The organism is Halomonas salipaludis (assembly GCF_002286975.1).
Taxonomy (GTDB): Bacteria; Pseudomonadota; Gammaproteobacteria; order Pseudomonadales; family Halomonadaceae; genus Franzmannia; species Franzmannia salipaludis.
The window spans coordinates 684,965-710,994 of record NZ_NSKB01000002.1 but is presented as its reverse complement, the minus strand read 5'-3'; the positions used below and the strand labels follow the sequence as shown (position 1 = coordinate 710,994).

23 protein-coding genes are annotated in these 26,030 nt (G+C 66.4%); 8 read left to right on the top strand and 15 right to left on the bottom strand.

Annotation, left to right across the window (positions count from 1 at the left end; all coding sequences use genetic code 11):
- The first annotated feature begins 8 nt into the window (after nt 1-8).
- Nucleotides 9-755 carry an SDR family oxidoreductase gene (locus CK498_RS07230; RefSeq protein WP_095620158.1) on the top strand — a complete coding sequence of 249 codons (747 nt, stop codon included), beginning with the start codon at nt 9-11 and terminating at the stop codon, nt 753-755.
- Between the two features lie 75 nt (nt 756-830).
- On the opposite strand, the gene CK498_RS07225 is transcribed toward CK498_RS07230, so the two are convergent.
- The 8 genes from CK498_RS07225 to CK498_RS07190 form a co-directional block, all read right to left on the bottom strand.
- The gene (locus CK498_RS07225) at nt 831-2,252 is read right to left on the bottom strand and encodes an AMP-binding protein (protein WP_095620157.1); all 1,422 of its coding nucleotides are present in this window, start codon (nt 2,250-2,252) and stop codon (nt 831-833) included.
- The gene (locus CK498_RS07220; protein ID WP_095620156.1) at nt 2,249-3,097 is read right to left on the bottom strand and encodes a GNAT family N-acetyltransferase; all 849 of its coding nucleotides are present in this window, start codon (nt 3,095-3,097) and stop codon (nt 2,249-2,251) included. Before CK498_RS07220 ends, CK498_RS07225 begins: the two co-directional genes overlap by 4 nt.
- Nucleotides 3,094-4,395: a diacylglycerol/polyprenol kinase family protein gene (locus CK498_RS07215; protein WP_095620155.1), complete on the bottom strand. Its 1,302-nt coding sequence runs from the start codon at nt 4,393-4,395 to the stop codon at nt 3,094-3,096. The genes CK498_RS07220 and CK498_RS07215 overlap by 4 nt, the downstream gene beginning before the upstream one ends.
- Nucleotides 4,392-5,501 (bottom strand): DUF3419 family protein, encoded by a 1,110-nt coding sequence (locus CK498_RS07210; RefSeq protein ID WP_095620154.1) that lies wholly within the window; start codon nt 5,499-5,501, stop codon nt 4,392-4,394. The genes CK498_RS07215 and CK498_RS07210 overlap by 4 nt, the downstream gene beginning before the upstream one ends.
- Nucleotides 5,494-7,950, bottom strand: coding sequence for a PEP/pyruvate-binding domain-containing protein (locus tag CK498_RS07205; protein ID WP_141246925.1), 2,457 nt, complete (start codon nt 7,948-7,950; stop codon nt 5,494-5,496). Before CK498_RS07205 ends, CK498_RS07210 begins: the two co-directional genes overlap by 8 nt.
- Complete coding sequence (locus CK498_RS07200; RefSeq protein ID WP_095620152.1) at nt 7,947-8,882, bottom strand: UbiA family prenyltransferase; 936 nt, start codon at nt 8,880-8,882, stop codon at nt 7,947-7,949. The genes CK498_RS07205 and CK498_RS07200 overlap by 4 nt, the downstream gene beginning before the upstream one ends.
- A gap of 1 nt (nt 8,883) precedes the next feature.
- Nucleotides 8,884-10,164, bottom strand: coding sequence for a hydroxymethylglutaryl-CoA reductase (locus CK498_RS07195; protein WP_095620151.1), 1,281 nt, complete (start codon nt 10,162-10,164; stop codon nt 8,884-8,886).
- Between the two features lie 217 nt (nt 10,165-10,381).
- Entirely contained in the window at nt 10,382-10,885 is a 504-nt protein-coding gene (locus CK498_RS07190) for a YbaK/EbsC family protein (RefSeq protein ID WP_095620150.1), read from the bottom strand.
- A 212-nt stretch (nt 10,886-11,097) separates the two neighbouring features.
- Between CK498_RS07190 and CK498_RS07185 the strand changes: the two genes are divergently transcribed.
- Both CK498_RS07185 and CK498_RS07180 read left to right on the top strand, forming a co-directional pair.
- On the top strand, nt 11,098-12,273 hold the full coding sequence (locus CK498_RS07185) for an alcohol dehydrogenase catalytic domain-containing protein (protein ID WP_095620149.1): 1,176 nt from the start codon (nt 11,098-11,100) through the stop codon (nt 12,271-12,273).
- Nucleotides 12,270-13,316 (top strand): proline racemase family protein, encoded by a 1,047-nt coding sequence (locus CK498_RS07180; RefSeq protein WP_095620148.1) that lies wholly within the window; start codon nt 12,270-12,272, stop codon nt 13,314-13,316. The genes CK498_RS07185 and CK498_RS07180 overlap by 4 nt, the downstream gene beginning before the upstream one ends.
- Before the next feature lie 27 nt (nt 13,317-13,343).
- Here CK498_RS07180 and arfB read toward each other — a convergent pair whose 3' ends face one another.
- Nucleotides 13,344-13,757, bottom strand: coding sequence for an alternative ribosome rescue aminoacyl-tRNA hydrolase ArfB (gene arfB / locus CK498_RS07175; RefSeq protein ID WP_076749105.1), 414 nt, complete (start codon nt 13,755-13,757; stop codon nt 13,344-13,346).
- A gap of 209 nt (nt 13,758-13,966) precedes the next feature.
- Between arfB and CK498_RS07170 the strand changes: the two genes are divergently transcribed.
- From CK498_RS07170 to CK498_RS07150, 5 genes are all read left to right on the top strand, one after another.
- On the top strand, nt 13,967-15,514 hold the full coding sequence (locus CK498_RS07170) for a BCCT family transporter (RefSeq protein ID WP_095620147.1): 1,548 nt from the start codon (nt 13,967-13,969) through the stop codon (nt 15,512-15,514).
- Between the two features lie 3 nt (nt 15,515-15,517).
- The gene (locus tag CK498_RS07165; RefSeq protein ID WP_095620146.1) at nt 15,518-17,542 is read left to right on the top strand and encodes a CocE/NonD family hydrolase; all 2,025 of its coding nucleotides are present in this window, start codon (nt 15,518-15,520) and stop codon (nt 17,540-17,542) included.
- Nucleotides 17,543-17,589: 47 nt separating this feature from the next.
- Nucleotides 17,590-18,504 (top strand): LysR substrate-binding domain-containing protein, encoded by a 915-nt coding sequence (locus CK498_RS07160; RefSeq protein ID WP_095620145.1) that lies wholly within the window; start codon nt 17,590-17,592, stop codon nt 18,502-18,504.
- An 82-nt stretch (nt 18,505-18,586) separates the two neighbouring features.
- On the top strand, nt 18,587-19,855 hold the full coding sequence (locus CK498_RS07155) for a M20/M25/M40 family metallo-hydrolase (protein WP_095620144.1): 1,269 nt from the start codon (nt 18,587-18,589) through the stop codon (nt 19,853-19,855).
- On the top strand, nt 19,852-20,487 hold the full coding sequence (locus tag CK498_RS07150) for a hypothetical protein (protein WP_141246924.1): 636 nt from the start codon (nt 19,852-19,854) through the stop codon (nt 20,485-20,487). Before CK498_RS07155 ends, CK498_RS07150 begins: the two co-directional genes overlap by 4 nt.
- On the opposite strand, the gene CK498_RS07145 is transcribed toward CK498_RS07150, so the two are convergent.
- From CK498_RS07145 to CK498_RS07120, 6 genes are all read right to left on the bottom strand, one after another.
- Nucleotides 20,484-21,089, bottom strand: a complete 606-nt coding sequence (locus CK498_RS07145; protein ID WP_095620142.1) for a C39 family peptidase — start codon at nt 21,087-21,089, stop codon at nt 20,484-20,486. The two genes, CK498_RS07150 and CK498_RS07145, sit on opposite strands and share 4 nt — an antisense overlap.
- Before the next feature lie 36 nt (nt 21,090-21,125).
- A complete protein-coding gene (locus tag CK498_RS07140; RefSeq protein ID WP_095620141.1) occupies nt 21,126-21,893 on the bottom strand; it encodes a DUF1499 domain-containing protein in 768 nt (255 codons plus the stop codon).
- A 91-nt stretch (nt 21,894-21,984) separates the two neighbouring features.
- The gene (locus CK498_RS07135; RefSeq protein WP_095620140.1) at nt 21,985-23,151 is read right to left on the bottom strand and encodes an NADH:flavin oxidoreductase/NADH oxidase; all 1,167 of its coding nucleotides are present in this window, start codon (nt 23,149-23,151) and stop codon (nt 21,985-21,987) included.
- A gap of 17 nt (nt 23,152-23,168) precedes the next feature.
- Nucleotides 23,169-23,972, bottom strand: coding sequence for a hypothetical protein (locus CK498_RS07130; RefSeq protein ID WP_076749101.1), 804 nt, complete (start codon nt 23,970-23,972; stop codon nt 23,169-23,171).
- Nucleotides 23,966-25,339, bottom strand: coding sequence for an amidase (locus CK498_RS07125; protein WP_095620139.1), 1,374 nt, complete (start codon nt 25,337-25,339; stop codon nt 23,966-23,968). Before CK498_RS07125 ends, CK498_RS07130 begins: the two co-directional genes overlap by 7 nt.
- Nucleotides 25,336-26,013: a DUF2848 domain-containing protein gene (locus tag CK498_RS07120; protein ID WP_095620138.1), complete on the bottom strand. Its 678-nt coding sequence runs from the start codon at nt 26,011-26,013 to the stop codon at nt 25,336-25,338. The genes CK498_RS07125 and CK498_RS07120 overlap by 4 nt, the downstream gene beginning before the upstream one ends.
- Nucleotides 26,014-26,030 lie beyond the last annotated feature (17 nt).

The window sequence follows — 26,030 nt, the reverse complement described above, 5'->3', positions numbered from 1 at the left end:
AACGCACCATGGGCAAGGTAATGATCGTCACCGGTGGCAGCCGCGGGATCGGCGCGGCCACCGCGCGTCTGGCCGCGGCGGCCGGCTATCGGGTGTGCCTGAGCTACCGCGACAATCGCGAGGCGGCGGATGAAGTGGCCGCCGCGATTGCCCGGGATGGCGGCGAAGCGATAGCGGTGGCTGCGGACGTCAGCGTCGAGCGCGACGTGATGCGGCTGTTCGACACCGTCGACCACGCCCTGGGCCGCGTCGAGGTGCTGGTCAACAACGCCGGCATCCTGGCACCGCAGTGCCGGGTCGAGGCGATGGACGCCGAACGCCTGGCGCGGGTGCTGGCGGTCAACGTCACCGGTAGTTTCCTGTGTGCCCGCGAGGCGATTCGGCGCATGTCGACCCGGCACGGCGGCCCGGGCGGGGGCATCGTCAACCTCTCGTCGATGGCCGCGCGGTTGGGGGCGCCCGACGAGTACGTCGACTACGCCGCTGCCAAGGGCGCCATCGACAGCTTCACCGTCGGCCTGGCCAAGGAGGTGGCGACCCAGGGAATCCGCGTCAACGCCGTGCGCCCGGGGCTGATCGCCACCGATATCCACGCCAGCGGCGGTGAGCCGGGGCGCGTCGCGCGCCTAGCGCCGGGGGTGCCGATGCAGCGCGGCGGCGAGGCCGAGGAGGTCGCCCGGGCGATCCTGTGGCTGGCCTCCGACGCGGCCTCCTATACCACCGGCAGCTTCATCGACGTCTCCGGCGGGCGCTGAGCCTCATGCCGCAGACGGCATGGGGGCGACGCCAGGCACGCTGCAAGACCGCACCGGCCCAGGGAGCGGAGCCGATCAGATGCGGCGGAGCGCCGCCTTGAGTGCGGGATAATCGACCTTGGAGCCGTGCCGCCGATCCAGTGGTACTCGCGGCAGCACGATGACCCGGATGTCCCCGATCCGATCGGCTTGCGCCTGCCACTCCGCCTGCCGCGCGCCATCCCCGGCGATGGCGAGCACCGGCCGGTCATCGACGGAGACCAGCGCCGCCTGCTCCACTCCCTTCCAGAAGCGCGCCGCTGACTCCACGCCGAAGGGGGGCAGGTCGCCGACGGTGCCGTCGCAGCGACCCAGCAACCAGAGGCGCTGGCGTTCGTCCAGCCGGCCGGCATCACCGGTGCGGTGCCAGATGGCGCCATCCAGGGAAAGCTTGCTGGTCTGGTCGTGACGCGTGTCCAGGTAGCCCTTGTTGACGTGGGCACCGGTGACGACGATCTCGCGGTCGAGGATCTTTACCGCAATCTCCGGGATCGGTCTGCCGGCGAGTAGCCCTGCGCCCTCGCGCATGGCCCGCCAGTCGTCTTGCGTCACTTCCGCGAGGCGCTGATGGGCGATGGGTTCGGCCTCGCTGGAGCCGTAGACCGAGACGATATCGGCGTCCGGCAGGCGTGTGGCCAGGCGGGCCAGAAGATCGGGGAAGACTGGCCCGCCGCCAGTGAAAATGGCGTCGAGCGGCGATATGGGATGGTCGGCAAGCCCGGCACAGATCGAAGGCGGTATCAGGGCCCGGCTGACGCCGTGGGCTGCGATATGCCGAGCAATGCGCCCCGTATCGGTGTTTTCCTGGCGTTGCAGACGCCAGTTCGGGAGTACTGAGGTGACGCCGAGGCCGAGATTGGCCAGCACGAAAACCGGGAAGCCGACCAGATCGACACAGTCATCGCGCTGCGGCGCCAGCAGTTCGGCGACGCGGGCGTTCTGCGTGGCCAGGAAGCCGTGGCTGCGTACGATGGCCTTGGGTTGCCCGGTGGAGCCGCTGGTGAACGAGATCAGCGCCGGGTGATCGATGTCGACCGTTTCCAGGGCATCCGCTGCTGTTGCCGCTGAGGTATTCGCGCCGAGCACCAGCCGCACGCGCCAGAGTTCGGGAAGCCAGTAACGCAACAGGCGAAACCAGCCGGCGGCGAGAAAGGCCCTGGGCCGGGTGACCCTGAGCGCATGGCGCAGGCCCGCCAGGCCCAGGGCGGGCTCCGGGAAGACCACGACCGCACCCAATCGCCACAGCGCCACGAGGCTCGCATAGAGTGGAATGCCCACCGGCATGGCCACCAACACGCGGTCGCCGGCCCGCAACCCCTGGCGCTGCCATGCGGCGGCCAGCCGCTCCGAGCGCCCGAGGAGATCGGCATAGCTGGCGTGCTCTCCGTCTGCGGCGATGATCGCGGTACGGCTGCCGTGCGCCGTCAGTTTTGCGAGGATGGGTGCGAGCAGGTTCATTCTGCCAACCGTCTGCCCATCAGGGCATAGCGCCGGAAGACCTCCGCGCCATAGCGGCGGCTGCTGTTCAGGGACTGATTGTTCTCGTGCATCAGCGCGTGGATTACGTCGGTGAAGCCCAGGTCGCCGGCGCTATGGTGGAACGTGTCCAGCAACTGCCGTCCCACCCCACGTCGCCGACTGGCGTAGGTCTTCACGATCGCCGTGCGCGGTTTGTCGCCTTCGGCGAGATCGGGTATGCCGAACAGGAATCCGGCAAGACCGTCCGCATCGTGGGCAAACAGCAATAGGCGGGGATCGATGGCGGGCAGGATCGGCCGGTATAGTGCCAGGAACGCCTGCCGCGAGATCGGCTTGTAGAACGGATTGGCAGCGAAGCTGGAGAGCGACATGTCGAACAGAGCTTCCAGCAGTCGCTCTGCGTCGTCGCCATCCCAGGCCCTGACGGTGATGCCGTCGAGCCGCCCGGGCTTGATGGACACGGTCTCGTCGAGTCTTGCCCGCGTGGAGACATAGGTGGAGATGGGCGCAAAGCCGCTGGCCACGAAGGCCTGCTGGTCATGCGGCGCGCTCACCGGCTCGAGCAGGAAGGGTGGCGAGCCGTCGCTGTCGGTGACTAGCCGATAACGGTGCCAGGTGTCGCCGTCCATCGGGCCGATGAGCGCCTCGAACCCTTCCCGACTAAGCACCTCACCGGCACGCGAGAGCAGCGCCGCGCCTGCCGCAGGATCGGCGCAACGGAACTCCCCAATCGCCGCCGTGCGTTGGCCGCCCCAGGACGGCGCCTCACGGTACAGGCGACAGCAGGCGTCGCCGATCTCCAGGTAGTCGGGGGTATCGCTCATGATAAGAACACCTTTGTCAGGAACGCGGCCAGCGGCACCGAGAGCGCCAGCGTCACTACCCGCGGTCCGCGGTAACGATCCAGAAAATCCGGCTTCAGCAGCGGGACCGCCAGACACAGCATGAAACTCATGGCAATCCACGGCCAGAGCGGACCGTGCCAGTGCGCGGCTTCTGGATTGCGGTAGGTGGTGGTGGCAACCGCGGCTGCCAGCGCGCAGGCCGCGGCGACCGCGATCCAGCGCCTGGGGCCAGCGGCAAGCGTGATGAACACCAGTGCACTGCCGGCGAAGCTCAGGTCGTACATGTTGAGTGCGTTGTGGCCGGCATAGCGGCCCAGGAACAGCCAGAATACGGAGATCAACACGACCATGGCCAGCACGTCCAGGTCGGGATAGCGGCTTCTACAGGGGCGCATGTGGCGAGCAGCCAGGTGAGCCAGAATGGCTGCGACCGGCAGCACCGCGTTATGGACGTCAGTCACCACATAGATGCCGAACACGGCAATGGTATAGACACGCGCGGTGTGGCCGGAAAGCCCCAGGCGTGGCGCAAGCACCAGCACGCCAGCGAGCACGGCGAGGAATAGCAGCGTCAGTTCCAGCAGCAGTACTAGGGCGGTTTCCAGGTGGCTGGCGAGGAAAAGATGCAGCGCCACGGGCAGGAACAGGTTGTCGAAGCCGTGCCAGGAATCGGCCTCGACCAGGGTGCCGAACGCGGCCACCACCAGCGACAGCAGCACGACATTCTGGCGTTCGACCTCCGTCATCATCAGCAGCAGGATCATGGCGACGATCCAGGTCACCATGAAGAACATCGCTGAGCCCTCGAAGCTCTTTCTGCCCGTCTCGGTATTGAAGAAGCTGCGCCCGTAGCGCACGCCGGTCAGCGCCGCCGCCGCATCGGATAGGGTGACTACGGCGATGGGCAGTACGTAGAGCACCGGGTTGCCGTAGGAAAAGAAAAACACCACACCCACTGAAACGGCCAGCAGCAGGTCGCCATAGGAGTGGCGCTCGACGCTGTGCAGCGTGGCACCGAGGCCGCTTTTCGCCAGGGCGGGCGTGCGCATGAGCAGCAGCACCAGCACTGCCATGCCGGTGATCACCAGCACCGGCCAGCGCTCGGAGAAGATCCAGGGCAGCATCAGCGCATAGGCCCCTGTCGCCAGATGCACGCCCTTACGCTGAAGCTCCGCTGACCAACCGTAACGCTGCCCGACACGGCGCACCACTACCATGACGGCGGCCAGCAGTGCCACCGACAGCAGGATCATGGCGATCTGCGGCGCGCTGCTCACAGCAGCTCCTCTACCACGAAGTCCGAGTAGAAAAAGGCCTTGTCCATGGCGCGGCCACGCGCCTCCAGACCCTCCATGGTGCGCAGACGACTGCTGAAGGCCTGCGGCATGCGCCGTGGCACCATCATGTTCCAGTAAACCAGGCGGGCTCCGGGGTTGGCGGCGTCAACCAGGCGGCCATAGACGCTGCTGAAGGTTTCCGGCCCCATGTATTCGAAGATATCGGACAGGTTGAAGCCGTCAGCCTTCTCGCCGGTGGCGACGAAGGCTTCGAGCGAGCCGTGGCGAATGTCGATCCGGTCAAGCCGCTCGCGAATGGTGTCGAAATGCTCGGGCCGCAGCGCCAGTGGTAGGGCTTCGCCGTGGGTGCCGCGCAATACCCAGTGCAGATAAGGATTTTCGGTGGGATCGGTATCGACGATGGCATGCACCACGCGCCGGGCCACATGGTCGGCCACGCTGCCCTCCACGTGATCGAAAAAGGCCGGGTCGCGGCCAAGCCGCCCCATGCTAAAACGCGAGAAGAAACACTTGAGCAGGACACGCCAGCGCCAGGTGTTCCAGCGCTGGTCCAGAAACCGTTGGCGCTGCTCTTGGCTGCGCGGCTCGAACAGCGCCTGCACCGTGGCGTGGCCGTGCACCAGCGGGAGCACGCGGCGGTGGAAAAGACGGAAGTAGCGCTCGAAGCGACCGATGCCGCCAAGGCCATAGATCTCCACGTCGCGCTTCAACGGCGCCCAGAACGCCTGTGAACTTTCCGGCAGGCTTGCCGCAACCTGATCGAGCAGTGCGGCGCGACGCGTGGAAGGACGTGAGCCCATCAGCTCCAGCAGCGCCTTATGGTCGAGTACACGCCAGGCAGCGATGCGGATCTTCAGGCATTCGAGCTGTGCCGCGGAGAGGTCGACAGCCACCACGCGGTCTGGATCGAGCGTGAGCATGGCCAGCGCGTTGTCACCGGCCGCGCAGATGGAAACGAGCGTGGCGCCGGACAGGGGCTTGCGTTCCCCGGCCAGCCCCAGCAGCAGGCAGTCCGCATCCTCCCAGAGCTGGGCGTAACGGATCGTCTCGAAGCTGGCCTTGGCGGCGATCTCCGTGTCAGTCATCGGTTTTCCTTACCGTTCCAGCGGCACCGTCCACCTCGATGGTTGCGCCGTTGGCGATCCACTGCGTGGCGCCCTTGATGCCCACTACGCAGGGCAGGCCCAGTTCACGGGCGACGATGGCGGAGTGTGACAGCAGGCTGCCGCGTTCCACGACGATGGCCGAGGCGTTGGTGAACAGCGCGATCCAGCCGGGGTCGGTAAATCGAGCCACCAGCACCTCGCCGGGCTTCAGCGATTCGGTACGCGGGTCGCGCACGACACGTGCCGGCGCCCGTACCTTCCCGGCACAGCAGGCGGTACCGCTGCGCACTCGCTCATTACCGCCGGTGCTTGGCGCGGACGGCGCCAGCGCGAGATTGACCACCGCACCGTTCACCTCGATGCGCTCGGGCGGGTCGGGCCGCGCTTCCGCTGCTGCCATCTCCGCCTTCCTGCTGACGGCAAGCGCCGCCAGGTCGTCGCCGATGCTGAAACCCTCGATTGCCCCCAGCACCTCCGGCACGCTCAGGAAAAAGATGTCGCGCGGATCGTCGAGTACGCCATGGGCGTGGAACCGCTGGCCCATGGCCAGGAAGATGCGCCGCGCATGACCGAACACCCGGGTACGCTGGAAACGCAGGTTCTCCCGGTCGCGCACCCTTGCCTTGGCAATGGCGAGCACGCGGCGGGCAATGAAACGCCTGAACGGCCGGCCGGAAAACAGCGTGGCAAGCGCATCGCCGCTGTCCGCATATGTCGCGACGCTGCGCCGCATGCGCGCCGCCGCGGCAATCGCTGCCAGCAGTGGTCGCGGGTCCTGGTCGAGGGTAATGCTTTCCAGCTTGAGCTCCTGCGTACAGCGGTCGCCGAAGCGGGCGATGTACGCTTCCACCTCGCGGCGTAGTGCCTCGTGGTCGGACAGCGCGCTGCCTTCCCCCTGCTCGAGCGCCGTGATCAGTGCCTCGTCCCCGGCGGCCAGCGCCCCCATGCGGGTGATCCGCTGTGCCGGCTCAGCGGAAATGATATCGCCCTGGCCGATCATCACCTCGTTGTGGAGCGCGAGCCCGGCGTCTCCGCCCCAGCGCTGTAGCAGCTTGCGCGAGGCACCGAAGGCCATCATGCACAGGAAATCGTTGACCAGCGGCGCATCCCAGCGGTCGAGCAGTTCCGCCTCGACGCGACGATACTCCGCCGCCAGCGCCGTCAGCGGCATGGCGGCAATCTCCACGGCGCCGGTGTCCAGCGCCTTGTCGAGCCGGCCGTAGAAGGCCCGGATGGTGCGCGGCAGGCGGATTGCCTCGCGGAGCAGGCCGGCAGCGGCCCGACCCATGCGCAGGTACTCGCGACACGCTGCCCAGCCGCGGGCCCTTTGTGGAGCGAGCGCATTGGCGATTTCGGCTGGTAGCGGCTCGCTGACGCCCATCATGGTTTCCATATGGCTGCGATTCATGGAGAAACCCGGCAGCAGCGCGATCAGCCGATACCAGTTGATCAGGTTGTAATAGACGCGGCCGTCGATGCGGCCGAGCAGATTGTCGAAGGTGGCCCGGTGGGTGCGGATCGCCTTCTCGCCGACACCGAGCAGCGCCAGGAAGATTGGGTAGACCCGCGCGTAGACGTATTGCGCAAAGCTGTAGGTGAGCGGCGAGACCAAGCCTGGATAGCTCTCGATGATATTGGAGTTGTCGAAGAGAGTGAGCGTGGTGTCCTCGACGGGCACCTCGCGCAGCGGAGTGGTGATCGGCCGCGCCTGCAGCAGAAACAGGTGTTCGCCTTCGAAGGCCCACTCGAGGTCCTGCGGACCGCCGCGCGCCTCCTCGACACGCATCACCAAGTCGGCCAGTGCGGCCAGATCGTCCTCCGACAGCACGCCATCGTCCGGCGCGCTTAGCACCCTGCCGGTGCGGTGGTCGAGCACATAGTCGTCGCCGCTTTCCTCGCCACCGACGAGACGGTCGCCGAGCCCGGCAATGGCGGAGATCACAATGCGGTCGCGGCGCCCGCTGACTGGATCGGCGGAGAAGACCACGCCTGCTGCCCGCGCCCTGACCAGCCGCTGGACCAGCACGGCCGGTCGGTGGTCACCGGCGCTGAGGCCGTGGGAGGCGCGATAGGCGTGCAGCGTCTCGGCGGCGCCGGACTGCCAGACCTGTAAAGCGGCCGCCGGTACTGCCGCCGCCTCGATCTCCAGCAGCGACAGAAACTGGCCGGCATGAGAATGGTCCGCGCCGTCTTCCTCGCGGCCTGAGGAGCGCACGGCGAACGGGCCGGGGCCGATCTCCTCCAGGTGAGCACTAAGCGTTGCGCTCACCTCGGCTCGGAGTCCCCGGTCGGTAAAGGCTTCCGGCGTAATGCAGAAAAACGGCGGCACGTCGAAGCCGAGCCGGACGAGCGTGGCCAGGGTGGCGGCCTTGCCACCGATGCGTGCAGCATCGGCGTCGGCGGATCCGTTGACGATCAGTTCGCTCATGGGCTGCCCCAGGCGGCCAGCGGTGCGAAGCCCGCCGCGCCATAGCAGGTGAGCACCCACAGCCCCGCCATGCTGTCGATGCGGCGCTGGGCGCCCTCGGTGGGCGCGCGCAGGTAGCGCGCGGCGCAAGCGAGGCAGGCCGCTAGCCCGGCGAGGCCCACCAGCCCGATGAGGTAAAAGGCACCCACCGCGCTGCCCACCGCCAGCAAAAAGCCGAAGGCGACGATAGTCAGGGCGCACCACAGCAGGGTTGCCCGGCCAGGACCCAGCAGCGCGGAGTAGGTATCGACGCCCTCGCGTTCCTGCTCCGGGGCCCGGATCTTGCGCCCCACTTCGAGCACGCAGCCGTTGACAAAACTCAGGACCAGGAAAAGCCACAGCCATTGCGGCGGTCCACCACCGGCCACAAGCCATTCACAGCCGGTCACGAACAGATCGAGCAGCGGCATGATCATCATGTGCGAGACGACGTAGAAGAAGGGGCGCGCCTTCAGCCAGTGCGGCACGAAGAACTCCATCGTCATCAGGCCCAGCCACAGCCAGACCAGCGCCAGCAGCCAGAGCAGACGGGGGTCGAGCACCGCCGCCGCCACGGCCGCCAGTGGCACGCCAGCAAGGCCGAAGCCCACGATCACTGCGAGGGATACCAGGCCGCGAGGTACCGGCAGGGCGGGCCGGAAGCGGCGATCGATGTCCCTGTCCTTAACTTCGTCACACACGCGCAGCTGCATGAACACGAGGAAGGCCACGACAAAGGCGACGAGGTAGGCCGCGAAGGCGGGCAACGGGCGGTCGGCCAGGAAGGCGGAGACATTGACGCTCGCCGCGGAGAACGCCGCCACCAGCACCGCCGTGCGCACCACGGGGAAGCGCTCGCGCTGATAGATCCACAGTCGCTGCGCCAGCGGCAGGGTCATTTCCTGTGCAGACATCTCAGCGCTCCCGGGCCAGCTTGCGGTGAGCCTGGGTGAACTCGCCTGCCGCCAGCGCACCGATGATGGAGATCTCGCCGCACAAGCACAGGGCAGCCACCACCTCGGCCAGCGCCGCTGCCTTGCCGGGGCCCTGAAGGCCAAGCAGATGCAGTGCCGCCGCCTGGCTGGGCAATCCCGTGCCGCCACCGACCGAGCCCACCAGGATGTTGGGCAGGGTCACCGAGATGAAGAGGTCGCCGTCCCGGTCTTCCACCCGCGTGAAGCCGATAGCGGACTCCGACACGCAGGCCGCATCCTGGCCGGTGGCGATGTAGAAGGCGGCAAGCCCGTTCGCGAAGTGCCCCTGTGCGCCGATCTGGCCGCTCAGCATGGCACCGAGACTGGCCATGCGCGAGTAGTCGAGGAAGCGCTCGACGCTGACATGCAGGTACTTTTCCACCAGCGCCCGCGGCAGGGTCACCGAGGCTGTCACCTTGCGCCCGCGGCCGGAGGTCAGTGCCAGATAGGTGCTTTTCTTGTCCCCAGAATAATTGGCCTCGATGAACCAGTGGCGAGGCCGGACCGGACAGTGGGTCTCGATGTGTCGGCACAGCGCCTCGGTGGCGATGGTCACCATGTTCTGGCCCGAAGCATCACCGGTGGTATAGCGGCAGAGCAGGAACACCACCTCGTTGTCCATCATCGGCTCGATGGCGCAGAGCTTGCCGTGCCGGGTGGTGGCCTCGGCGGCGACTTTCAGCTCGGCGCTGGCGTCGATCACCCATTCCAGGAACAGCCCCGCCTCCATCACATTGGCGAACTTGAAACCCGGGCTGCGCAGCACACCCTCGGTCAACAGCACCGCGGCAATGCCGCCGGCACGGGAGGCGATGTCGGCGCCCCGCGCATAGGACGCCACCAGGGCAGCCTCGCTAGTCGCCAGCGGAATGACGAAGTCCCCGGCCGCATTGAGGCCGTTGATACGTACGGGCCCCGCCACGCCTACTGGCACCTTCACGGTACCGATCATGTTCTCGATATTGGCGCCGTAGCACTCGGCACTCGCCAGGGTGTCAGGATCGGCCAGCAGGCGCTGCTGCTCGTCGCCTGCCGGTGCCACGGCGCGAATCTTCTGCCACAGGGCCTCGATGGAGGCGGCGGTAACTCGTCGCGGGCTGCGCAAGGCCGGGCGATTCGGCTCGCCCGAGCCTTCGGTGAGACGCTGCCGGACCCGCGGCTCGTCGAGCGTCGCCCTCAGCTCTTTCAACCGCTCGACGATGCGCTGTGGGATGATCGACATGTCCCCCTCCTTTTTCGTTTTATCTTCAGTCCATTGGGGCTCAGGAAACGCGCCACCGCCGTGCATTCTGATACCACGCTTTCCCACCTGGGCGGCGGAACGCGTGGTGGTGAAGAGGATAGCGCAGAAAGCGCTCATCTAATGTAAGCCTGAGTGGACATGTGGAGTCAGCTAGAAAATCTAGGCAAAGTCGTGCCTGTGCGAGGTCAGCCTCTACTCACGGTGACACTGATGAGCATGGATTTTCATGCCGTGGTTCAGGCAGCTTGCAGACATCGACCCAGGTGGCGCCGACCAGCGTGGCGAGTCGCTCGGGAGCGATGCGTACGGCGCTATTGGGCGAGCCGGCGGCGGGCAAGACCTCATCGTAGGCCTTTAGCGAGGCGTCGCAGTAGACCGGCAACGGGGTGCTCAGGCCAAACGGACTGACGCCGCCGACCGGGTGACCGGTCAGCGCCAGCACCGTCTCGGCATCGAGCATCTTGGCCTTGCCACCGAAGGCATCGCGCAGCTTGCGGTTGTCGAAGCGAGCATCGCCGCCGGCTACCACCAGCAGTTGCCGCTCGCCGACCCGGAACGCCAGGGTCTTGGCGATCTGCCCGGGCTCGACCCCATGCGCCTCGGCGGCCAGCGCTACGGTCGCGGTGCTGGCGTCGAGTTCGAGGATCTCGATATCCGCTGCCTGTTCGGCAAGAAAGGTGCGTACGCTCTCCTGGCTCATGGGGTTCTCCTGATGTGGTGGCAGTGGAATAGCTTACCCGCTGGCGGTGAAGGATGCAGCGGTGGTGCTGGGGCCCATAGCGTAGGTGCCTGGATGCAGACAAAAATTTCTCGTGTGCCAGGGGCGCAATTCGAAAATTTCTGCACTAGGCAGGACGCCTGAGTTTGATATCGTCGCGGCCTGAATGCTCCGCCACAGCGAGGAGGCAGCCTATGGCATCCGTAGCATCGTCAGATTCGATTCCCGCCACCATGTCGGCCATGCTGCTGACCGGCCATGGCGACGTCGACAAGCTCGAGTATCGCCAGGACGTGGCGACCCCGCGTCCTGGCCCCGGCGAGGTGCTGGTGCGGGTCACCGCCACCGCCAAGAACAACACCGACCGCAAGGCGCGTGAGGGGCTCTACCCGACCAAGGACAAGGGCGAGGTGACCTCGTTCGCCATGGGCGGCGAGGCGACCCTGACCTTTCCGCGCATCCAGGGCGCCGATATCGCCGGGCGCGTGGCGGCGGTGGGCGACGGCGTCGATCCGGCGCGCATCGGCGAGCGCGGCCTGCTCGACTTCAACCTCTACGCCGACGGTCGGCGCAATATCAATCTGACGCCGGACTACTACGGCCACGGCGCCGACGGTGGCTACGCCGAGTACGTCGCAGTGCCGGCGGATCAGTTCCACCACGTGCCCAACCCCGAGCTGGCCGATGCCGAGCTCGCCGCCATGGGCATGTGCTCCTACCAGACCGCCTACCACATGATGACCTCGGCGCGGGTCAAGGCCGGCGAGCACGTATTGGTCACCGGCGCCAGCGGCGGCGTGGGCACGGCGCTGATCCAGCTGTGCCGCATTGTCGGTGCCATCCCCTATGCGCTGAGCCAGGCCGACAAGGCCGAAGCGCTCGAGGCGCTGGGCGCCGAGGCGGTATTCGACCGTACCCGGATGGATGACTTCACCGGTCAGGTGCTGGCCGCCACCGGCGGGGCGCCCATCGATGCGGTGATGGACCTGGTTGGCGGCGAGTTCACCGACCGCTTCATCGACACCATGATCGTCGACATGAAGCGCCGCGCCGACTATCCGCGGTTGTCGATCGCTGGCGCCAGCGGCGGCAACCTCAGCGAGATCATGTGGACGCGCATCTACCTCTACCAGGTGCAGATCTTCGGCGTTTCCCACGGCACGCGGGAAGAGGCCGAGCAGCTGGTGGAGTGGATTCGCGCCGGCCAGCTCAAGCCGGTGCTGCACGCTGCCTTCAAACTCTCCGAGCTGCACGCCGCGGAGCGCTACTTCGTCAATCGTGGCAGCAACTACCTGGGCAAGATCGTGATCGTGCCCGACGCCGAGTGGGACGAGCACGGCGCCCCCTTTGCCCTGGAGCAACGCCCATGAGTGAACTGACCCTGCAGCTGATGGACACCCACGCCGGCGGCGACGTCAGCCGCATCGTCACCGGCGGCATCGACCCGCTGCCCGGCGCCACGGTGCGCGAGCAGATGCACTACCTGCGCGATGACGCCGACGGCCTGCGCCGATTGCTGCTGGAAGAGCCCTACGGCATACCCGAGATGTCGGTGGACCTGATCGTGCCGGCCACCGACCCGGCGGCCGCCGCCGGCTATATCATCATGGAGGTGATGGGCTACCCGATCTACTCCGGCTCCAACACCATCTGCACCGCCACCGCGGTACTCGAGGCGGGCATCGTGCCCAAGCAGGAGGGCACCCAGCACTTCGTGCTCGAGTCGCCGGCCGGGCTGGTCAATATCGAGGCGCGGGTCGAGAACGGTGTGGTCGAGGCGATCACCTGCGGTGGACTGCCCAGCTACATCGATACCTACCGCGCCAAGATCCATGTCCCGGACCTCGGCGACGTGACCTATAGCGTGGCCTACAGCGGCGGTTTCTATGCGCTGGTCGATGCCGCCGAGCTGGGCTTCTCGCTCAACCGTGCCGAAGAGCGCCAGCTGGCCGAGTGCGCCCACAAGATCGTCGAAGCGATCCAGGCCGAGCGTGGCTTCTCCCACTACACCCTGGGCGACGTCGGTCCGCTACCGTTCCTGCACTTCATGGGGCCGGTGGAGCAGGTCGCCGACGACTTCTACCGCTCGCGCTCGACCACCTATGTGCATCCCGGGGTGATCTGCCGCAGCACCACCGGCACCGGTACCTCGGCACGGCTGGCGCTGATGCACTACGAGGGCACTATCAAGCCGGGCGACAAGCTGGAGACCGTGTCGCTGCGCGAGACCGGTTTCATCGGCCAGTTCACCGCGGTGCGCGAGGAGGGCAAGGGCCATGTGGTGGAGAACACCATCACCGGCAAGAGCTACGTACTGGCGCGCTCGGAGATCGTCGTCAACTGCGACGATGCCATGGTCGAGTGCGGCGGCTTGCACCATATCCTGACCAGCGCTCACCCCGAACGGTCGTGAGTCTCCAGGCCGCGCCGCGCGGCGTGCTCATACGTCGACCTTGCCGCGCAGCGACTTGGTCTTGCCCTTGCGGGTCTTGCTGTCGACCCGGCGGCGCTGCGAGCCCTTGGTCGGCTTGGTGGGCTTGCGCACCTTTTGCTGCTTGACCGCTTCGCGGATCAGCGTGCGCAGGCGTGCCAGGGCATCTTCCTTGTTGAGTTCCAGGGTGCGGTGGCTCTGGGCCTTGATGACCACCACCCCCTCCTTGCTGATGCGCTGGTCGGAGAGCGCCATCAGCCGCTCCTTGTAGAAGGGCGGCAGGCTGGAGTTGGGGATATCGAAGCGCAGATGCACCGCCGAGGCGACCTTGTTGACGTTCTGTCCACCGGCGCCCTGGGCGCGGATCTGGCTGATCTCGATTTCCCAGTCGCCCAGCTCCACGCTGTTGGAGATGCGTAACATGCCTAGCCTCTTGCCAGTTCTAATGTCGTTAGCCTAACCCATCTCGCCATCGCCTACGCCACCGGACTTGTCCTCTCCGGATTGGCCATGCGTTGGACGCATACCCCCATGCCCATTTAACGCTTGTCCAGGCGGGCTGCCATGCCGCTAAGGTAGAGGGCCTCGACACCGGCCAGATGCCGGACATAACGATAAAGGGAGCTAAGGGTATGCGAACGTCGATCCGGCCAGGGGTTTTCTGGCCGACCTTTCTGGTATTGATGGCGGCGGTAGTCGCCAGTTATGTCGATCTCGACGCCTTCCTGGCGGGCACTAGTGCCCTCAACAGTGCGATTCTCGACCACTTTTCCTGGCTATTCAGCCTCGCTAGCCTCTATTTGCTGCTGCTGGCGGTGGTGGTCTATGTCTCGCCGCTGGGGCGTATACGTATCGGTGGTGAACAGGCCACGCGGCTGCTGTCGCCGTTGCGATGGTTCTCGATCACACTGTGCACCACCCTCGCCGTGGGCGTGCTGTTCTGGACCACCGCCGAGCCGCTCTACCACCTGATGGGGCCCCCGGCTTCCAGCGGACTCGAGGCTGGCTCAGCCGATGCCGCGCTGTTCTCCATGTCGACCATGTTTCTGCACTGGGCGTTCACGCCCTATGCGATCTATGCGGTACCGGCGTTGATCTTTGCCCTGGCGTTCTATAATCGTCGCCAGCGTTTCTCGATCTCGAGCATGCTCGAGCCGCTACTCGGCGAGGGGGTCAAGCGCTATGCCGGGGCAATCGATGCGCTGGCACTCTATGCGCTAGTGGCGGGTATGGCCTCGACCCTGGGCACCGGTGCGCTGACCATCGCCGGAGGCGTCGGGCAGTATGTCGAGGGTGATACCAACCCGCTGCGCCTCGGGGTGATCATCGCCATCATCGTGGTGACCTTCGTGATTTCCGCTGCCAGCGGTCTGCAGCGCGGTATCGCGCGGCTGTCGTCGCTCAATGCCTGGTTGTTGCTGGCGCTCGGGCTCTTCGTGTTCGTGTTTGGGCCAACGCTGTTCATGCTGCAGCTCGGGGTGGAGTCGTTTGGCGTCTACCTGGACAACTTCTTTACCCGCAGCCTGTTCACCGGTGCTGCCGGCGATGACCAGTGGCCCTACTGGTGGTCGATCTTCTACTGGGCGGTGTGGTTCGCCTGGGCACCGGTGGCGGCGTTATTCCTGGGCAAGATCTCTCGGGGCTATACCGTACGCGAGTTCCTGCGCGTCAACCTGCTCTACCCTGCGCTGTTCGCGGTCGTGTGGATCACCATCTTTTCCAGCGCAGCGATCTACTATCAGCTGCATGCCGGGGTGGATCTCAATGCCGTGCTCGAGGATCGCGGCATCGAGCACCTGCTCTACACCCTATTCCGCGAGTTGCCCCTCGCCGGGCTGTGGATTCCGCTGCTGCTGTTCATCGCCTTCATCTCCTACGTCACCGTGGCCGACTCCAATACCGATGCCATCGGCAACCTCTGCACCCGTGGCCTGACTGCCGACTCCGACCTCAATACCGGCCTGCCGATGAAGGTGCTGTGGGGCGTGATCGTCGGGGTGGTCTCGTGGGTGATGGTCAGCTTCGTTGGCATCGATGGCGTCAAGATGCTCTCCAACCTGGGCGGGCTACCGGCGATGCTGATCATCCTCGCCGCCAGCAGTGCGCTGTGGATATGGCTCAAGCATCCCGAGCGCCTGACACCTACCGACATCCACCATTCGGATCAGGATTCCCGCTGAACCATGCGAATCAAGCACGACTTTCCCCATGCCGTCCGTGAGATCGAACATCTCGAGATTCCACTGGCCGACGGCACGCGACTGGCGGCCCGACTCTGGTTGCCGGAGGGGGCCGAGCAGGCGCCGGTGCCGGCAATCCTCGAGTACCTGCCGTATCGTAAGCGCGACGGTACGGCCGTCCGCGATGAGTTGACCCACCCTTACTTCGCCGGCCACGGCTACGCCTGCGTGCGGGTCGATATGCGCGGCAACGGCGAGTCCGACGGGCTGATGGCCGATGAGTATCTGCCCCAGGAGCAGGCCGATGCCCTGGAAGTGATCGAGTGGATCGCCAGCCAACCCTGGTGCAGCGGCGAATTGGGCATGATGGGCATCTCCTGGGGTGGCTTCAACTCGCTGCAGCTTGCCGCACGGCGTCCTGCGCCGCTGAAGGCGGTGATCACGCTGTGTTCCACTGACGATCGCTTTGCCGACGACATCCACTACAAGGGTGGCAACCTGCTGCTCGAGAATCTCGGCTGGGCGGCGACCATGCTCAGCTTCTCGGCGGCGGCGCCGGATCCGCTGCTGGTCGGCGAGCGTTGGCGCGAACTGTGGCAGCAGCGCCTCGATAACATGCCGCTGCTGGCCGAGACCTGGCTCTCCCACCAGACACGCGATGGCTACTGGCAGCACGGCTCGGTGGCGCAGAACTATGCGGATATCGAGGCCGCGGTCTACTGCGTCGGCGGCTGGGGGGACGCCTACAAGAACAGCATCCCGCGTTTGATGGAACACCTCGAGTGTCCCAAGAAGGCGCTGATCGGGCCGTGGATCCACAAGTATCCGCACTTCGCGATACCCGATCCGGCGATCGGGTTTCTGCAGGAGGCGCTGCGCTGGTGGGACTACTGGCTCAAGGGCATCGAGACAGGGGTGATGGATGAGCCGGCGGGTACCTTCTATCTGCAGGATGCGGTAGCACCGCAGCCGATGTATCAGCAGCGTCCCGGCCAGTGGGTGCGCACCGAGGGCTGGCCGAGCCGCGAGGTGAGTCCACGCCGTTATTCGTTGGCCGACACCGGGCTGGTCGAGGGCGACACCGCTCTCGAGATGCCGCAGCGGATCGACTCGCCGCTCACCGCTGGGCGCTATCAGGGCGAATACTGCGCGATCTGGTTCGGTCCCGACCTGCCCGCCGACCAGCGTCGTGACGATGCCGATGCGCTGTGTTTCGACAGCCAGCCGTTCGGAGAGGGCCTGGCGATTCTTGGCCAGCCGCGGGTGCGGCTGCGTCTGGCCAGCGCCACCGACAGCGGCCAGTTGACGGTGCGCCTGCAGGATGTACGCCCCGATGGCCGGGTGGCGCAGATCAGCTACGGCGTGCTCAATCTCAACCTGCATCGCGACCTGGGGGAATATACGCCGCCACGTCCCGATGAGCCCCTCGATATCGATCTGCAGCTCGACATGACGGGTTATCGGCTGCCTGCCGGTCATCGTCTGCGGGTCTCCATCGCTTCGGCCAACTTCCCGCTGCTGTGGCCGAGTCGTGTGCGCAGTGCGCTGACCCTGGTACCCGGCGTGCAGGCTATCGAGTTGCCACTGTTCCATGGCGAGGCGCTCACGGAGAGCCCCTTCGAGCCTCCCGAGGCGGCGCCGCCGGCACGCCTCGAGTCGCTGCGCGACGCTCAGCCGCGGCGTACCGTCCAGGAGGATATCGCCAGCGGTGAGGTGACCACCATCGTCGAGGACGATCTCGGCCATGTGCGCTTTCTCGACCACGGCCTGTGGGTCGACCAGCACTGCCGGGAGGTCTACACCGCGCACCCCGACGACCCGGATGCTACCTGCGCCGAGATCGCCTGGGTCTATCGCGCAGGTCGTGACGAGGGAGCGGGACGCTTCTCGGTGGAGGTCGACAGCCGCTACTGGATGACCTGCGACGCCGAACACTTCTACCTAGAGGCGCAGCAGGTGGCCCGCGACGACGGCCGGGAGGTGCATCGTCGCCACTGGAAGAGGCAAGTGCCACGCACCGCGTCGTGAGCGCGACACATGCTATCCTCGAGGCGCCCACTGCCTCGAGGAGTGTTATGTCGCGACGCGATGCCTTGCCGCCACTGGCTTGCCTGCGGGCCTTCGAGGCTGCCGCGCGACACGCCAGCTTCACCCAGGCCGGCAGCGAGCTGAATCTGACCCAGAGCGCGGTCAGCCGGCAGGTCAAACGCCTGGAAACCGATCTCGGTCGTCCGCTGTTCGAGCGTAGCCATGACGGCCTGCGCCTGACCCCCGCCGGTGAGCAGTATTACCGCGTGGTATGCCGCGTGCTGCGTGAACTCGCCGACGAAAGCGCGCGGCTCAGGCGCCATGGTAACGATCACCAGCTGACCCTGGCCTCGAGCCCGACCATCGCCTCGCTGTGGTTGGCGCGGCAGCTACCCGATTTCCAGCACGCTCATCCGCAGATCGAAATCCGGATTCTTACCGTGGAGGATCCCTATCGGCTCGATCTTGCCGAGTTCGACCTGGGGCTCTACTACTACCTCGAGAATGCCGTCGACCCGCCAGGCGTACTCGCCGAGCCGATCTTCGACAGTGAGGATGTGATCGCCGTATGCAGTCCCGCCTACCTGTCGCGCCACGCTGACGTTCGCGATGCCGACGACCTGCTCGATCACCACACGCTGCTGGTGGTGGAGGATCACTTCAACGATTGGCTCACTTGGCAGGCCTGGTACCAGGGCCTGGGGCTCGAATGGCGGCCTCCGGCACATTGCCTGCGGGTCAACAGCTACCAGCTGCTGATGCATGCCACCCTGGCAGGGCAGGGGGTGACCCTCGGCTGGTCGCGTCTGCTGGAGGCGGACCTGCGCCAGGGCAATCTGGTGCGGGCCTTGCCCCATGCCTTGCCCAGCCGGGGCAGGTTGTCACTGCTGACCCCGCAGCATCGCCACCTGACGCCGGCGGCACGCACTTTCAGGCGTTGGTTGCTGAACGAGGAGGCATGAGCGTAGCCGTTACAGTGGCAAGCCGTCGGGCGCGGATTCTGGCAGACTGGGGAGATACTTCCTCAATCAGCGAGAGACCTAGATGAGCGACGCGACCAAGCCCTGGACTCAACCCATGCCGGACGAGCAGTTCACCCTGATGCGCCGCATCCTCGATGCGCCGAGTCCGATAGGCCTGGAGGGCGCCATGACCTACGGCGTGCTCAAGCCCTACTTTGATGGCTTTGCGCCCAACAGCTGGCATCTGCACCAGTACAAGGGGCATGCCGGGGTGGTGCTGGATACCCATCCCGGCCGCGACGACATGTTCAAGGTGATGATCATCGGCCATGCCGACAAGATCCGCATGCAGGTGCGCAGCATCGGCGACGACGGCAAGATCTGGATCAACACCGACTCCTTCCTGCCCGGGGTGCTGATCGGCCACGAGGTCAAGCTGTTCAGCGAGGATCCGGAGCAGCCCGGCAGTTACCGGGTGATTCGTGGCGGCACTGTCGAGGCACTGGGGGCGATCCACTTCTCCGACCCGGCCCAGCGCGACGGTAGCAAGGGCATCAAGAAGGAGCAGATCTACCTCGACCTGCAGATTCACGGCGAGAACAAGAAGCAGCAGGTGCTCAACCTCGGCGTGCGCCCCGGCGACTCGATCCTGTTCGACCGCCCGATCCGTCCCGGCTTCAGCCCCAACACCTTCTATGGCGCCTACCTGGATAACGGCCTGGGCTGCTTCGTCACCGCCGAGGTGGCGCGGCTGATCGCCGAGGCCGGGGGTACCCAGCAGGTGCGGGTGATGTTCGCCATCGCCAGCTACGAGGAGATCGGTCGCTTCGGCAGCCGCGTGCTGGCTGGCGAGCTCGAGCCTGATGCGCTGATCGGCGTCGACGTCAATCACGACTACGTGGCCGCACCGGGCATCGGCGACCGGCGCATGCAACCGCTGGAGATGGGCAAGGGCTTCACCATGTCGGTGGGCGCCATTGCCAGCGAACAGCTCAACCGCCTTATCGAAACCACTGCCAAGGAGCAGGGCATCCCGCTGCAGCGCGATATCGTCGGCGCCGACACCGGCACCGACGGCATGGCCGGCGTACTTGCCGCGGTGGACTGTGCGGCGACCTCGATCGGCTTCCCGATCCGCAACATGCACACCATCTCCGAGACCGGCAATACCCAGGACGTGCTGGCCGCCATCCATGCCCTGACCCACACCTTGAAGGCGCTGGATGCGCTGCCCGATATCCACCGCGAGTTTCTCGACAACCACCCGCGTCTGGACGAGGCCGGTGCGTTGACCCACCAGGGGCATGCCAAGCCCGAGGAAGACAAGAAGGAGCAGAAGGAGGACGCGTGAGAATAGTGTCTCGTGGCGCCGCACCGGGGCTGGTGCTGGCGTTCGCTGCCGGATGCACCGAGTCGCCGCCAGATGAGTCTGCCACTGCCAGCCTGACACCGCTGGCAGTGACGGATGATGCGATTCGAGGAGCGGATGACCAACGCCTGCTGGATATCGGTGAGGTGCCCAGCAATATTCCCATTGATGACGACGCGGAGTTCGGCGCCGCACAGCGCTTTGTTGCCGCCGAACTGTCTCCCTACGAGTCCCGGCTGGCGGTGACCACTCAGGGTGCCGCCCACGCCGCCGGATGGTTGCTGGCCGTCGAGGATGGCGCGCTGCATCCGGCCGCCTTTCAGTACGGCGGGGAGGTCGAACCGGGTCCGTGGCGCGACGACGGAGACTATGTCGTGTTCGCCATGCAGGGGCCAGCGCCGAGCCGCAGCCTGGTTGTCGTCGCGGGTGATGCCTCCGGCGAGGCGGTGGAGGCCAATGCCCGTCCGGTGCGCATCCCGGCGCACGCCGATGGCGTCCCTCCCGGAAGCGACTATCGCGCTCTCGAGTGGCAGGACGACAGCCTGCTGTTCGAGGTGGACGGCGAGGGCTACCGGCTCGACCCGACGAGTGGCGAGGTGGCGCAGCGCCGCTAGTCCGGTGTCAGCCGTATCCCGCGGCCGGCAAAGAAGCGTGCGAACACCGCGGGGGGCAAGATTGCGTCCTGCTGTGTGGCAGGCTCCACGCCGGAGGGGTTATGGAAGCGCAGGGCGTTTTGGCTGGCCTGGGTGATCAGTACCAGGTGGCCACCGCGCGCTGGCGGCTCGGCCTCGGGCCTGCGAATGCCGGGGTGTACCGAGGCCACGAACAGCGAATCGCCATCGAGATGCTTTGCCAGCTCATGCACCTCGACGCCGGTATGTACCGTGGCCTGCAGGCCGAACTCCTCGCGCAGCAGCTGCGTGGCCGGGGCATAGATCATCCCTTGGATCTCGCCGTCTCGCTCGAGATAGGCGCCATGTTGGATGGCTCTCTCGAGAAGGCGAAAGATCGGGTAGGCGGTGCCGGTGAAGTGGGCAATGGCCATCTTGAGGCAGGCCATGCCGCAAACATGCCTGGCCCATCTCTCATACTCCTCGGCAGATCGCGCGCCGGAGTCCTGCCAGCGCGGGTCGTCCCGAGGCCGACGCCGGCCTGACAGGAAGTCGTCGATCAGCTCTGGGCTCTCCCACTGAGCGTAATAGGGCACGTTGGTCACGCGGCTCTCCTCCCTGTGTAGTGAGCGGCGTTGCGCCTACTCAACCCGGGCACGCAGTGCATCAAGGTAGTCGCGAATGCGCTGGGCGTTGGTACCCATATCGCTACGTCCGAGCCGCGACGCCGAGCGCACGTCCACTCGGGTGCCGCCCTCGACCTCGCTGAGGCGAATCACCACGTCGTCCTTGAAGCCGAACCAGCGGGTGGTGGCGGTGGCTTCGATACGCTCGCTACCGACCTCCGCCAGTTCCCAGCCTTGGTCCAGGGCCGCCGCCTCGGCGGCGCTAAGGGCGTCGTCGAGGGTGAGTGAGAGGACGATCGGCTGGATATCCGGGTAGGCGTCGCGCTGCTGGCGAGCGGTGCGTTCGCCGGGGTGCTCAACGGCATTGGGCGCGGCTTCCCGGGCATCGGCCAACGCCAGGAAGGTCGGTGGGTCGTCCAGGTCGGTGCTGATATCATGGATCGGGGGCACATGCTGGGCGCGCTGCTGTAGGTGGTAGGGTGTCCACATCATGCCCGCCACCGCGATGATTACCAGCCCGCCTACCAGCGCCGGCTGGGCCCGCTTGCACAGGCTTGCCACTATTAGCGTCAACAGCCCCATGGCCGCGGCGGCCAAGGCCACGTAGGCTCCCTGGCGCAGCCAGCCGAAGGCGCTCCCCAGATCCACTAGCCCCATACGATGGGCCGGCCCTGCACTGCCCATCATCAGTGCTGCGCCAGCCAGCAGCAGCAGGCTCAACCAGGCCAGGGCGACCGGCCAGCGTCCACCGCGTGGGCGAGGTCGTAGCGTTAGCTTAGACATGATGACTCCTGGTCATTTCGAGTTGTTTTGTCTAAGCATACTCGTGTCACCCTGCAAATGCCGAGTCCCTAATGCAGGTTTAGGGCAGCGTTCAGAAGATATTCGAGCGTTCGTACTGCTTGGGCCACTCGACGTTTTCCGCCTTGAGGGTGGCCGCTGCCCTCAGCGGCCAGGCGGGGTCGGCCAGCAGCGCGCGGCCCAGAATCACCAGGTCGGCCTGGCCGTTAGCGATCACCGATTCGGCCAGGTCGGGGCTGTGAATCAGGCCCACTGCCCCGGTGGCGATCTTCGCCTGGGTGCGGACTTCCTGGGCCAGGGGGATCTGGTAGCCGGGATGAATGGGAATCTGCTGGCGCGGGTCGTTACCGCCGGACGAGCAGTCGATCAGGTCGACTTGGCCACCATCCTTGAGCAGCCTGGCCAGGCGCACGGTCTCCTCGAGCGTCCAGCCGCCCTCGACCCAGTCGGTACAGGAGAGGCGCAGGAACAGCGGCAGCGTATCGGGCCACTCCGCTCTGACCGCGCTGATCGATTGCAGCAGGAAGCGAATCCGATTGTCGAACGAGCCGCCGTAGTCGTCATTACGCCGGTTGCTCAATGGCGACAGGAACTGATGGATGAGATAACCGTGGGCGCCGTGCAACTCGAGTGCCTTGAAGCCGGCTTCCCGGGCGCGGCGGGTGCTCTCCCTGAGGCTGGCCATGGAGTCGTTGATCTGGCTGGGTGTCATGGCGGCGGGGACGCCCCACTGCTGGGCGTAGGGCAGTGCGGAGGCCGATACCAGATCGTCCCAACCACCTTGTGCTGCGCTCAGGGGGTGCGAGCCTTCCCAAGGGCGGCCCACCGAGGCCTTGCGGCCTGCGTGTCCCAGCTGTATTCCCGGCACGGCGCCCTGGGCATCGACGAAGGCGGCAATGCGGGCGAGCCGATCGCGCTGCTCATCGTTCCACAGCCCCAGGCAGTTGGGAGTGATGCGGCCCCGCGGCTCGATATGCACCGCCTCGGTGAACACCCAGCCGGCGCCGCCGGTGGCCCGGGCACCCAGGTGCACGAAGTGCCAATCGTTGGAGAGTCCGTCGTGGCCGGAGTACTGGCACATGGGCGACATCATGATGCGGTTGCGGCCCTCCACCGAGCGGAACCTGGCCGGGCGAAACAGCTGTGGATTGGGGTCGCGCTTGAGGATGCGGCGGGCGTTCTCGCCGCCGGAACGGGAGTCGATCACCGCGCTGGCGTTGTCGGGAGCAGGCGTCGTCATATCATCGGCTTCCTCTGCTATAGGGCGGGGGGATTGGCACACGCTCGTCTGGTGCGCCACTGACTGAGCATGAACAGGCCGGCGCTCACCCCCATCGAAGCAAGCAGTGCCGACAGGAAGGTGATCAGCGGGGGCAGCGTGCCCGCCAGGACGGCCGTCACCAGGCCGAAGGCCACCAGGCTCAGCATGCCCTGCTGCGCCATGCTCACGGTGGCGCGGGCCACCTCGACGCCATAGCGCTGGTGAAGGGTCCAGCCGATGGTGAGCAGGCCGATGGGAAAACCCACCAAGAGGCCGGAGAGCAGCGGGCCGGCATTGGCCGCCAGGGTGGTGGCGACGCTCACCAGCACACCGGCCAGCACGCCGCGCAAGATCAGGTCGAACCAGCCCGAGACGGCGACCACCCGCGGCGGACTCAGCCTGAGGTAGCGCTTCACGCCCTCGGCCAGCAGCAGCACCACGGCGTACATCAGCACGGCCATGGCCGCTCCGCCCGGTAGCTGCGAGAAGAGTAGTGCCGCAGGGACCCAGCACAGGGTCGCCAGCGCCAGGCTGGCCCTGGCGCCCAGCCGCCTGGCCGAGACCACGAAGCAGATACTGAATACCAGCGTGGCGACCAGGGCATGCAGCGTCGAGAGTGCCGCCTCGCGAATGAACGCCGGCGACTGCTCCTGGAGCATGAAAAAGTAGCCGGGTCCCAGCACGATCGGCATGCCGGCAATGATGCCGCCGAGCCGGGGCCCCAGTTTGCCTACCGCAATGGACACGCCGATGACCACCACGGCGGTGGCCACCAGCTTGATTGCCAGAACGATCAGCATCGCTGTTCCATGGCCGCTTCGATCGCCAGCGCCTGGCGCAACAGGGTGGCATCCTCGCCGTTGCGCCCGATCAGCATCAGCCCGCTGGGCAGTTCTCCCGGCGCGTGATTGGGCAGTGTGATCGCGCACAGGTCGAGCAGGTTGGCCACCGTCGGGTTGCGCAGCACTAGCAGGTTGAGGCGGGCATAGTCATCGTCACTGGCGACCTCTGCATGGCGCGGCGGGACCACCGGCACGGTGGGGGCCAACAGGCCATCGAAGTCGGCGAGCCAGGCATCGGCCTGACGCTGGCGTTCGCGCCTGCGCTGCAGCAGCTCGAGGTAGTCCGCCGCGCTCAGGTTGGCGCCCTTCTCGATCCGCGTGCGAACCCGCGGGTCGTAGCGCTCGCCATGCTCTTGCAGCCACTGACGGTGCAGGTGGTAGCTCTCGGCGGCGGTAAAGCCGCCGCCTTCGAGCAGCTCAGGCAGGCTGGCCAGGACCGGCGCCGGGGCCTCGATGAGCGTGGCACCGGCGTCGCGCAGCAGCGTCAGGCTGCGGGTAAAGGCCGCTTCCACCGCTGCATCCATGCCGTCGAGCATGTAGTCACTCGGTACCACGAAACGCCGGCCCGTCAGGGACAGTGCAGTAGGCGGACGCCACGGCTGGCCGGCGAGCACTGCATCGAGTCGAGCGCAGCAGGCCACGCTGCGGGCGATCGGACCGATCGAGTCGAGGCTGTCCGAGAGCGGGAAGGTACCCTGCCGGGGAATGCGGGACTGAGAGGGCTTGAAACCCACCAGCCCGCAGAACGCGGCGGGGATGCGCACCGAGCCGCCGGTGTCGGTACCGATGCCCGCCGCGGCCATGCCCTGGGCCACCGCCACGGCAGACCCCGACGAGGAGCCGCCGGGGATGCGCCCCGGGGCGAGTGGGTTGTCGGGGGTACCGTAGTGGGGGTTGAGCCCCAGCCCGGAGTAGGCGAACTCGGTCATGTTGGTATGCCCGGTCAATACCGCCCCTTCACGGCGCAGGCGGTCGACGATAACGGCATCCCGCTGCGCCGCCGGCTGCCACCCCTGGGAGCCGGCATGGGTCACTTCCCCGGCTACGTCAAACAGCGCCTTGAGGGCAATCGGTAGCCCGGCCAGCCGGCCCGTCGGCACGCCGTCGGCACGCAGTCGGTCGGCCGATGCCGCCTCGGCGCGGGCCGTGCGCTCGAAGCGGCGGGTGTAGACCCGCGCCCGGGGATCGTCCCGAGCGTCGGCGTTCTTGAAGCTGGCGTCGAGCAGGTCACTGGCCTGCCATCGCCCCTGTTGCATGCCGTCGAGCAGGGCGTCGAGGGTGGCAGAGCGTCCATCCGGCTGACTCAAGGGTGTGGTGTTGCTCATGCCACCACCTCAAGCGACTCAACCGCATAGCGGTGCTCCAGCTTATGCCCGGTGACGGGATCTTCGAGCACCATGCGAAACGCCTCTGCGGCGCGCACCCCACCGATCACTGGCAGGGTGCCGCACAGCATCGCTTGGCCGGGGGCCAGTTGCGGCTGCTCGAGGCCGAAACGCTGCAGCAGCTCGGCGGGATGCAGCAGCCCCGTCACCGCCCCTTGCTGGTACAGCACTTCCTTGCCGTCGAAGGTGGCGTAGGCGCTCATCTGCAGCTCATCCCAATGCTCGATCACGCTGTCCAGGCGCCACAGCTGCTGACTGACGGGCTTGGCGCAGACCTGCTTGGAGTGCGCCACCGACCAGGCTTCGGCCTCGCGGTCGGTATGATCTGAACCGATGCCCATCAGGGTGCCCTGGGACGTGCCGATCAGCACGATTTCCACTTCTCCGCTCGAGGCCTCGCCGAGTACCTGAATGGCAGCATCGGTGGTCAGCTGGTTGGCCGCTACGCGGTAGAACAGTGGCGTGGTGGAGGGCGGTGTGACGCCAATCTCCTTGAGTTCCTCGATATGTTCGTCGATGGCGGCCTGCTCACGGCCGGCCCAGCCGGCAATGATCAGTTCCTTGATCTCAACGTCGATGGGCTGCGCTGTCTCGGATAGATAAAACCTTGTCATTGGAGTCTCCTTGGTTG

Bases quoted from the DNA above. Each gene is read 5' to 3' on its own strand.
- CK498_RS07230 (WP_095620158.1), top strand. From the start codon at position 9: ATGGGCAAGGTAATGATCGTCACCGGTGGCAGCCGCGGGATCGGCGCG.
- CK498_RS07225 (WP_095620157.1), bottom strand. From the start codon at position 2,252: ATGAACCTGCTCGCACCCATCCTCGCAAAACTGACGGCGCACGGCAGC.
- CK498_RS07220 (WP_095620156.1), bottom strand. From the start codon at position 3,097: ATGAGCGATACCCCCGACTACCTGGAGATCGGCGACGCCTGCTGTCGC.
- CK498_RS07210 (WP_095620154.1), bottom strand. From the start codon at position 5,501: ATGACTGACACGGAGATCGCCGCCAAGGCCAGCTTCGAGACGATCCGT.
- CK498_RS07205 (WP_141246925.1), bottom strand. From the start codon at position 7,950: ATGAGCGAACTGATCGTCAACGGATCCGCCGACGCCGATGCTGCACGC.
- CK498_RS07200 (WP_095620152.1), bottom strand. From the start codon at position 8,882: ATGTCTGCACAGGAAATGACCCTGCCGCTGGCGCAGCGACTGTGGATC.
- CK498_RS07195 (WP_095620151.1), bottom strand. From the start codon at position 10,164: ATGTCGATCATCCCACAGCGCATCGTCGAGCGGTTGAAAGAGCTGAGG.
- CK498_RS07190 (WP_095620150.1), bottom strand. From the start codon at position 10,885: ATGAGCCAGGAGAGCGTACGCACCTTTCTTGCCGAACAGGCAGCGGAT.
- CK498_RS07185 (WP_095620149.1), top strand. From the start codon at position 11,098: ATGGCATCCGTAGCATCGTCAGATTCGATTCCCGCCACCATGTCGGCC.
- CK498_RS07180 (WP_095620148.1), top strand. From the start codon at position 12,270: ATGAGTGAACTGACCCTGCAGCTGATGGACACCCACGCCGGCGGCGAC.
- arfB (WP_076749105.1), bottom strand. From the start codon at position 13,757: ATGTTACGCATCTCCAACAGCGTGGAGCTGGGCGACTGGGAAATCGAG.
- CK498_RS07170 (WP_095620147.1), top strand. From the start codon at position 13,967: ATGCGAACGTCGATCCGGCCAGGGGTTTTCTGGCCGACCTTTCTGGTA.
- CK498_RS07165 (WP_095620146.1), top strand. From the start codon at position 15,518: ATGCGAATCAAGCACGACTTTCCCCATGCCGTCCGTGAGATCGAACAT.
- CK498_RS07160 (WP_095620145.1), top strand. From the start codon at position 17,590: ATGTCGCGACGCGATGCCTTGCCGCCACTGGCTTGCCTGCGGGCCTTC.
- CK498_RS07155 (WP_095620144.1), top strand. From the start codon at position 18,587: ATGAGCGACGCGACCAAGCCCTGGACTCAACCCATGCCGGACGAGCAG.
- CK498_RS07140 (WP_095620141.1), bottom strand. From the start codon at position 21,893: ATGTCTAAGCTAACGCTACGACCTCGCCCACGCGGTGGACGCTGGCCG.
- CK498_RS07135 (WP_095620140.1), bottom strand. From the start codon at position 23,151: ATGACGACGCCTGCTCCCGACAACGCCAGCGCGGTGATCGACTCCCGT.
- CK498_RS07130 (WP_076749101.1), bottom strand. From the start codon at position 23,972: ATGCTGATCGTTCTGGCAATCAAGCTGGTGGCCACCGCCGTGGTGGTC.
- CK498_RS07125 (WP_095620139.1), bottom strand. From the start codon at position 25,339: ATGAGCAACACCACACCCTTGAGTCAGCCGGATGGACGCTCTGCCACC.
- CK498_RS07120 (WP_095620138.1), bottom strand. From the start codon at position 26,013: ATGACAAGGTTTTATCTATCCGAGACAGCGCAGCCCATCGACGTTGAG.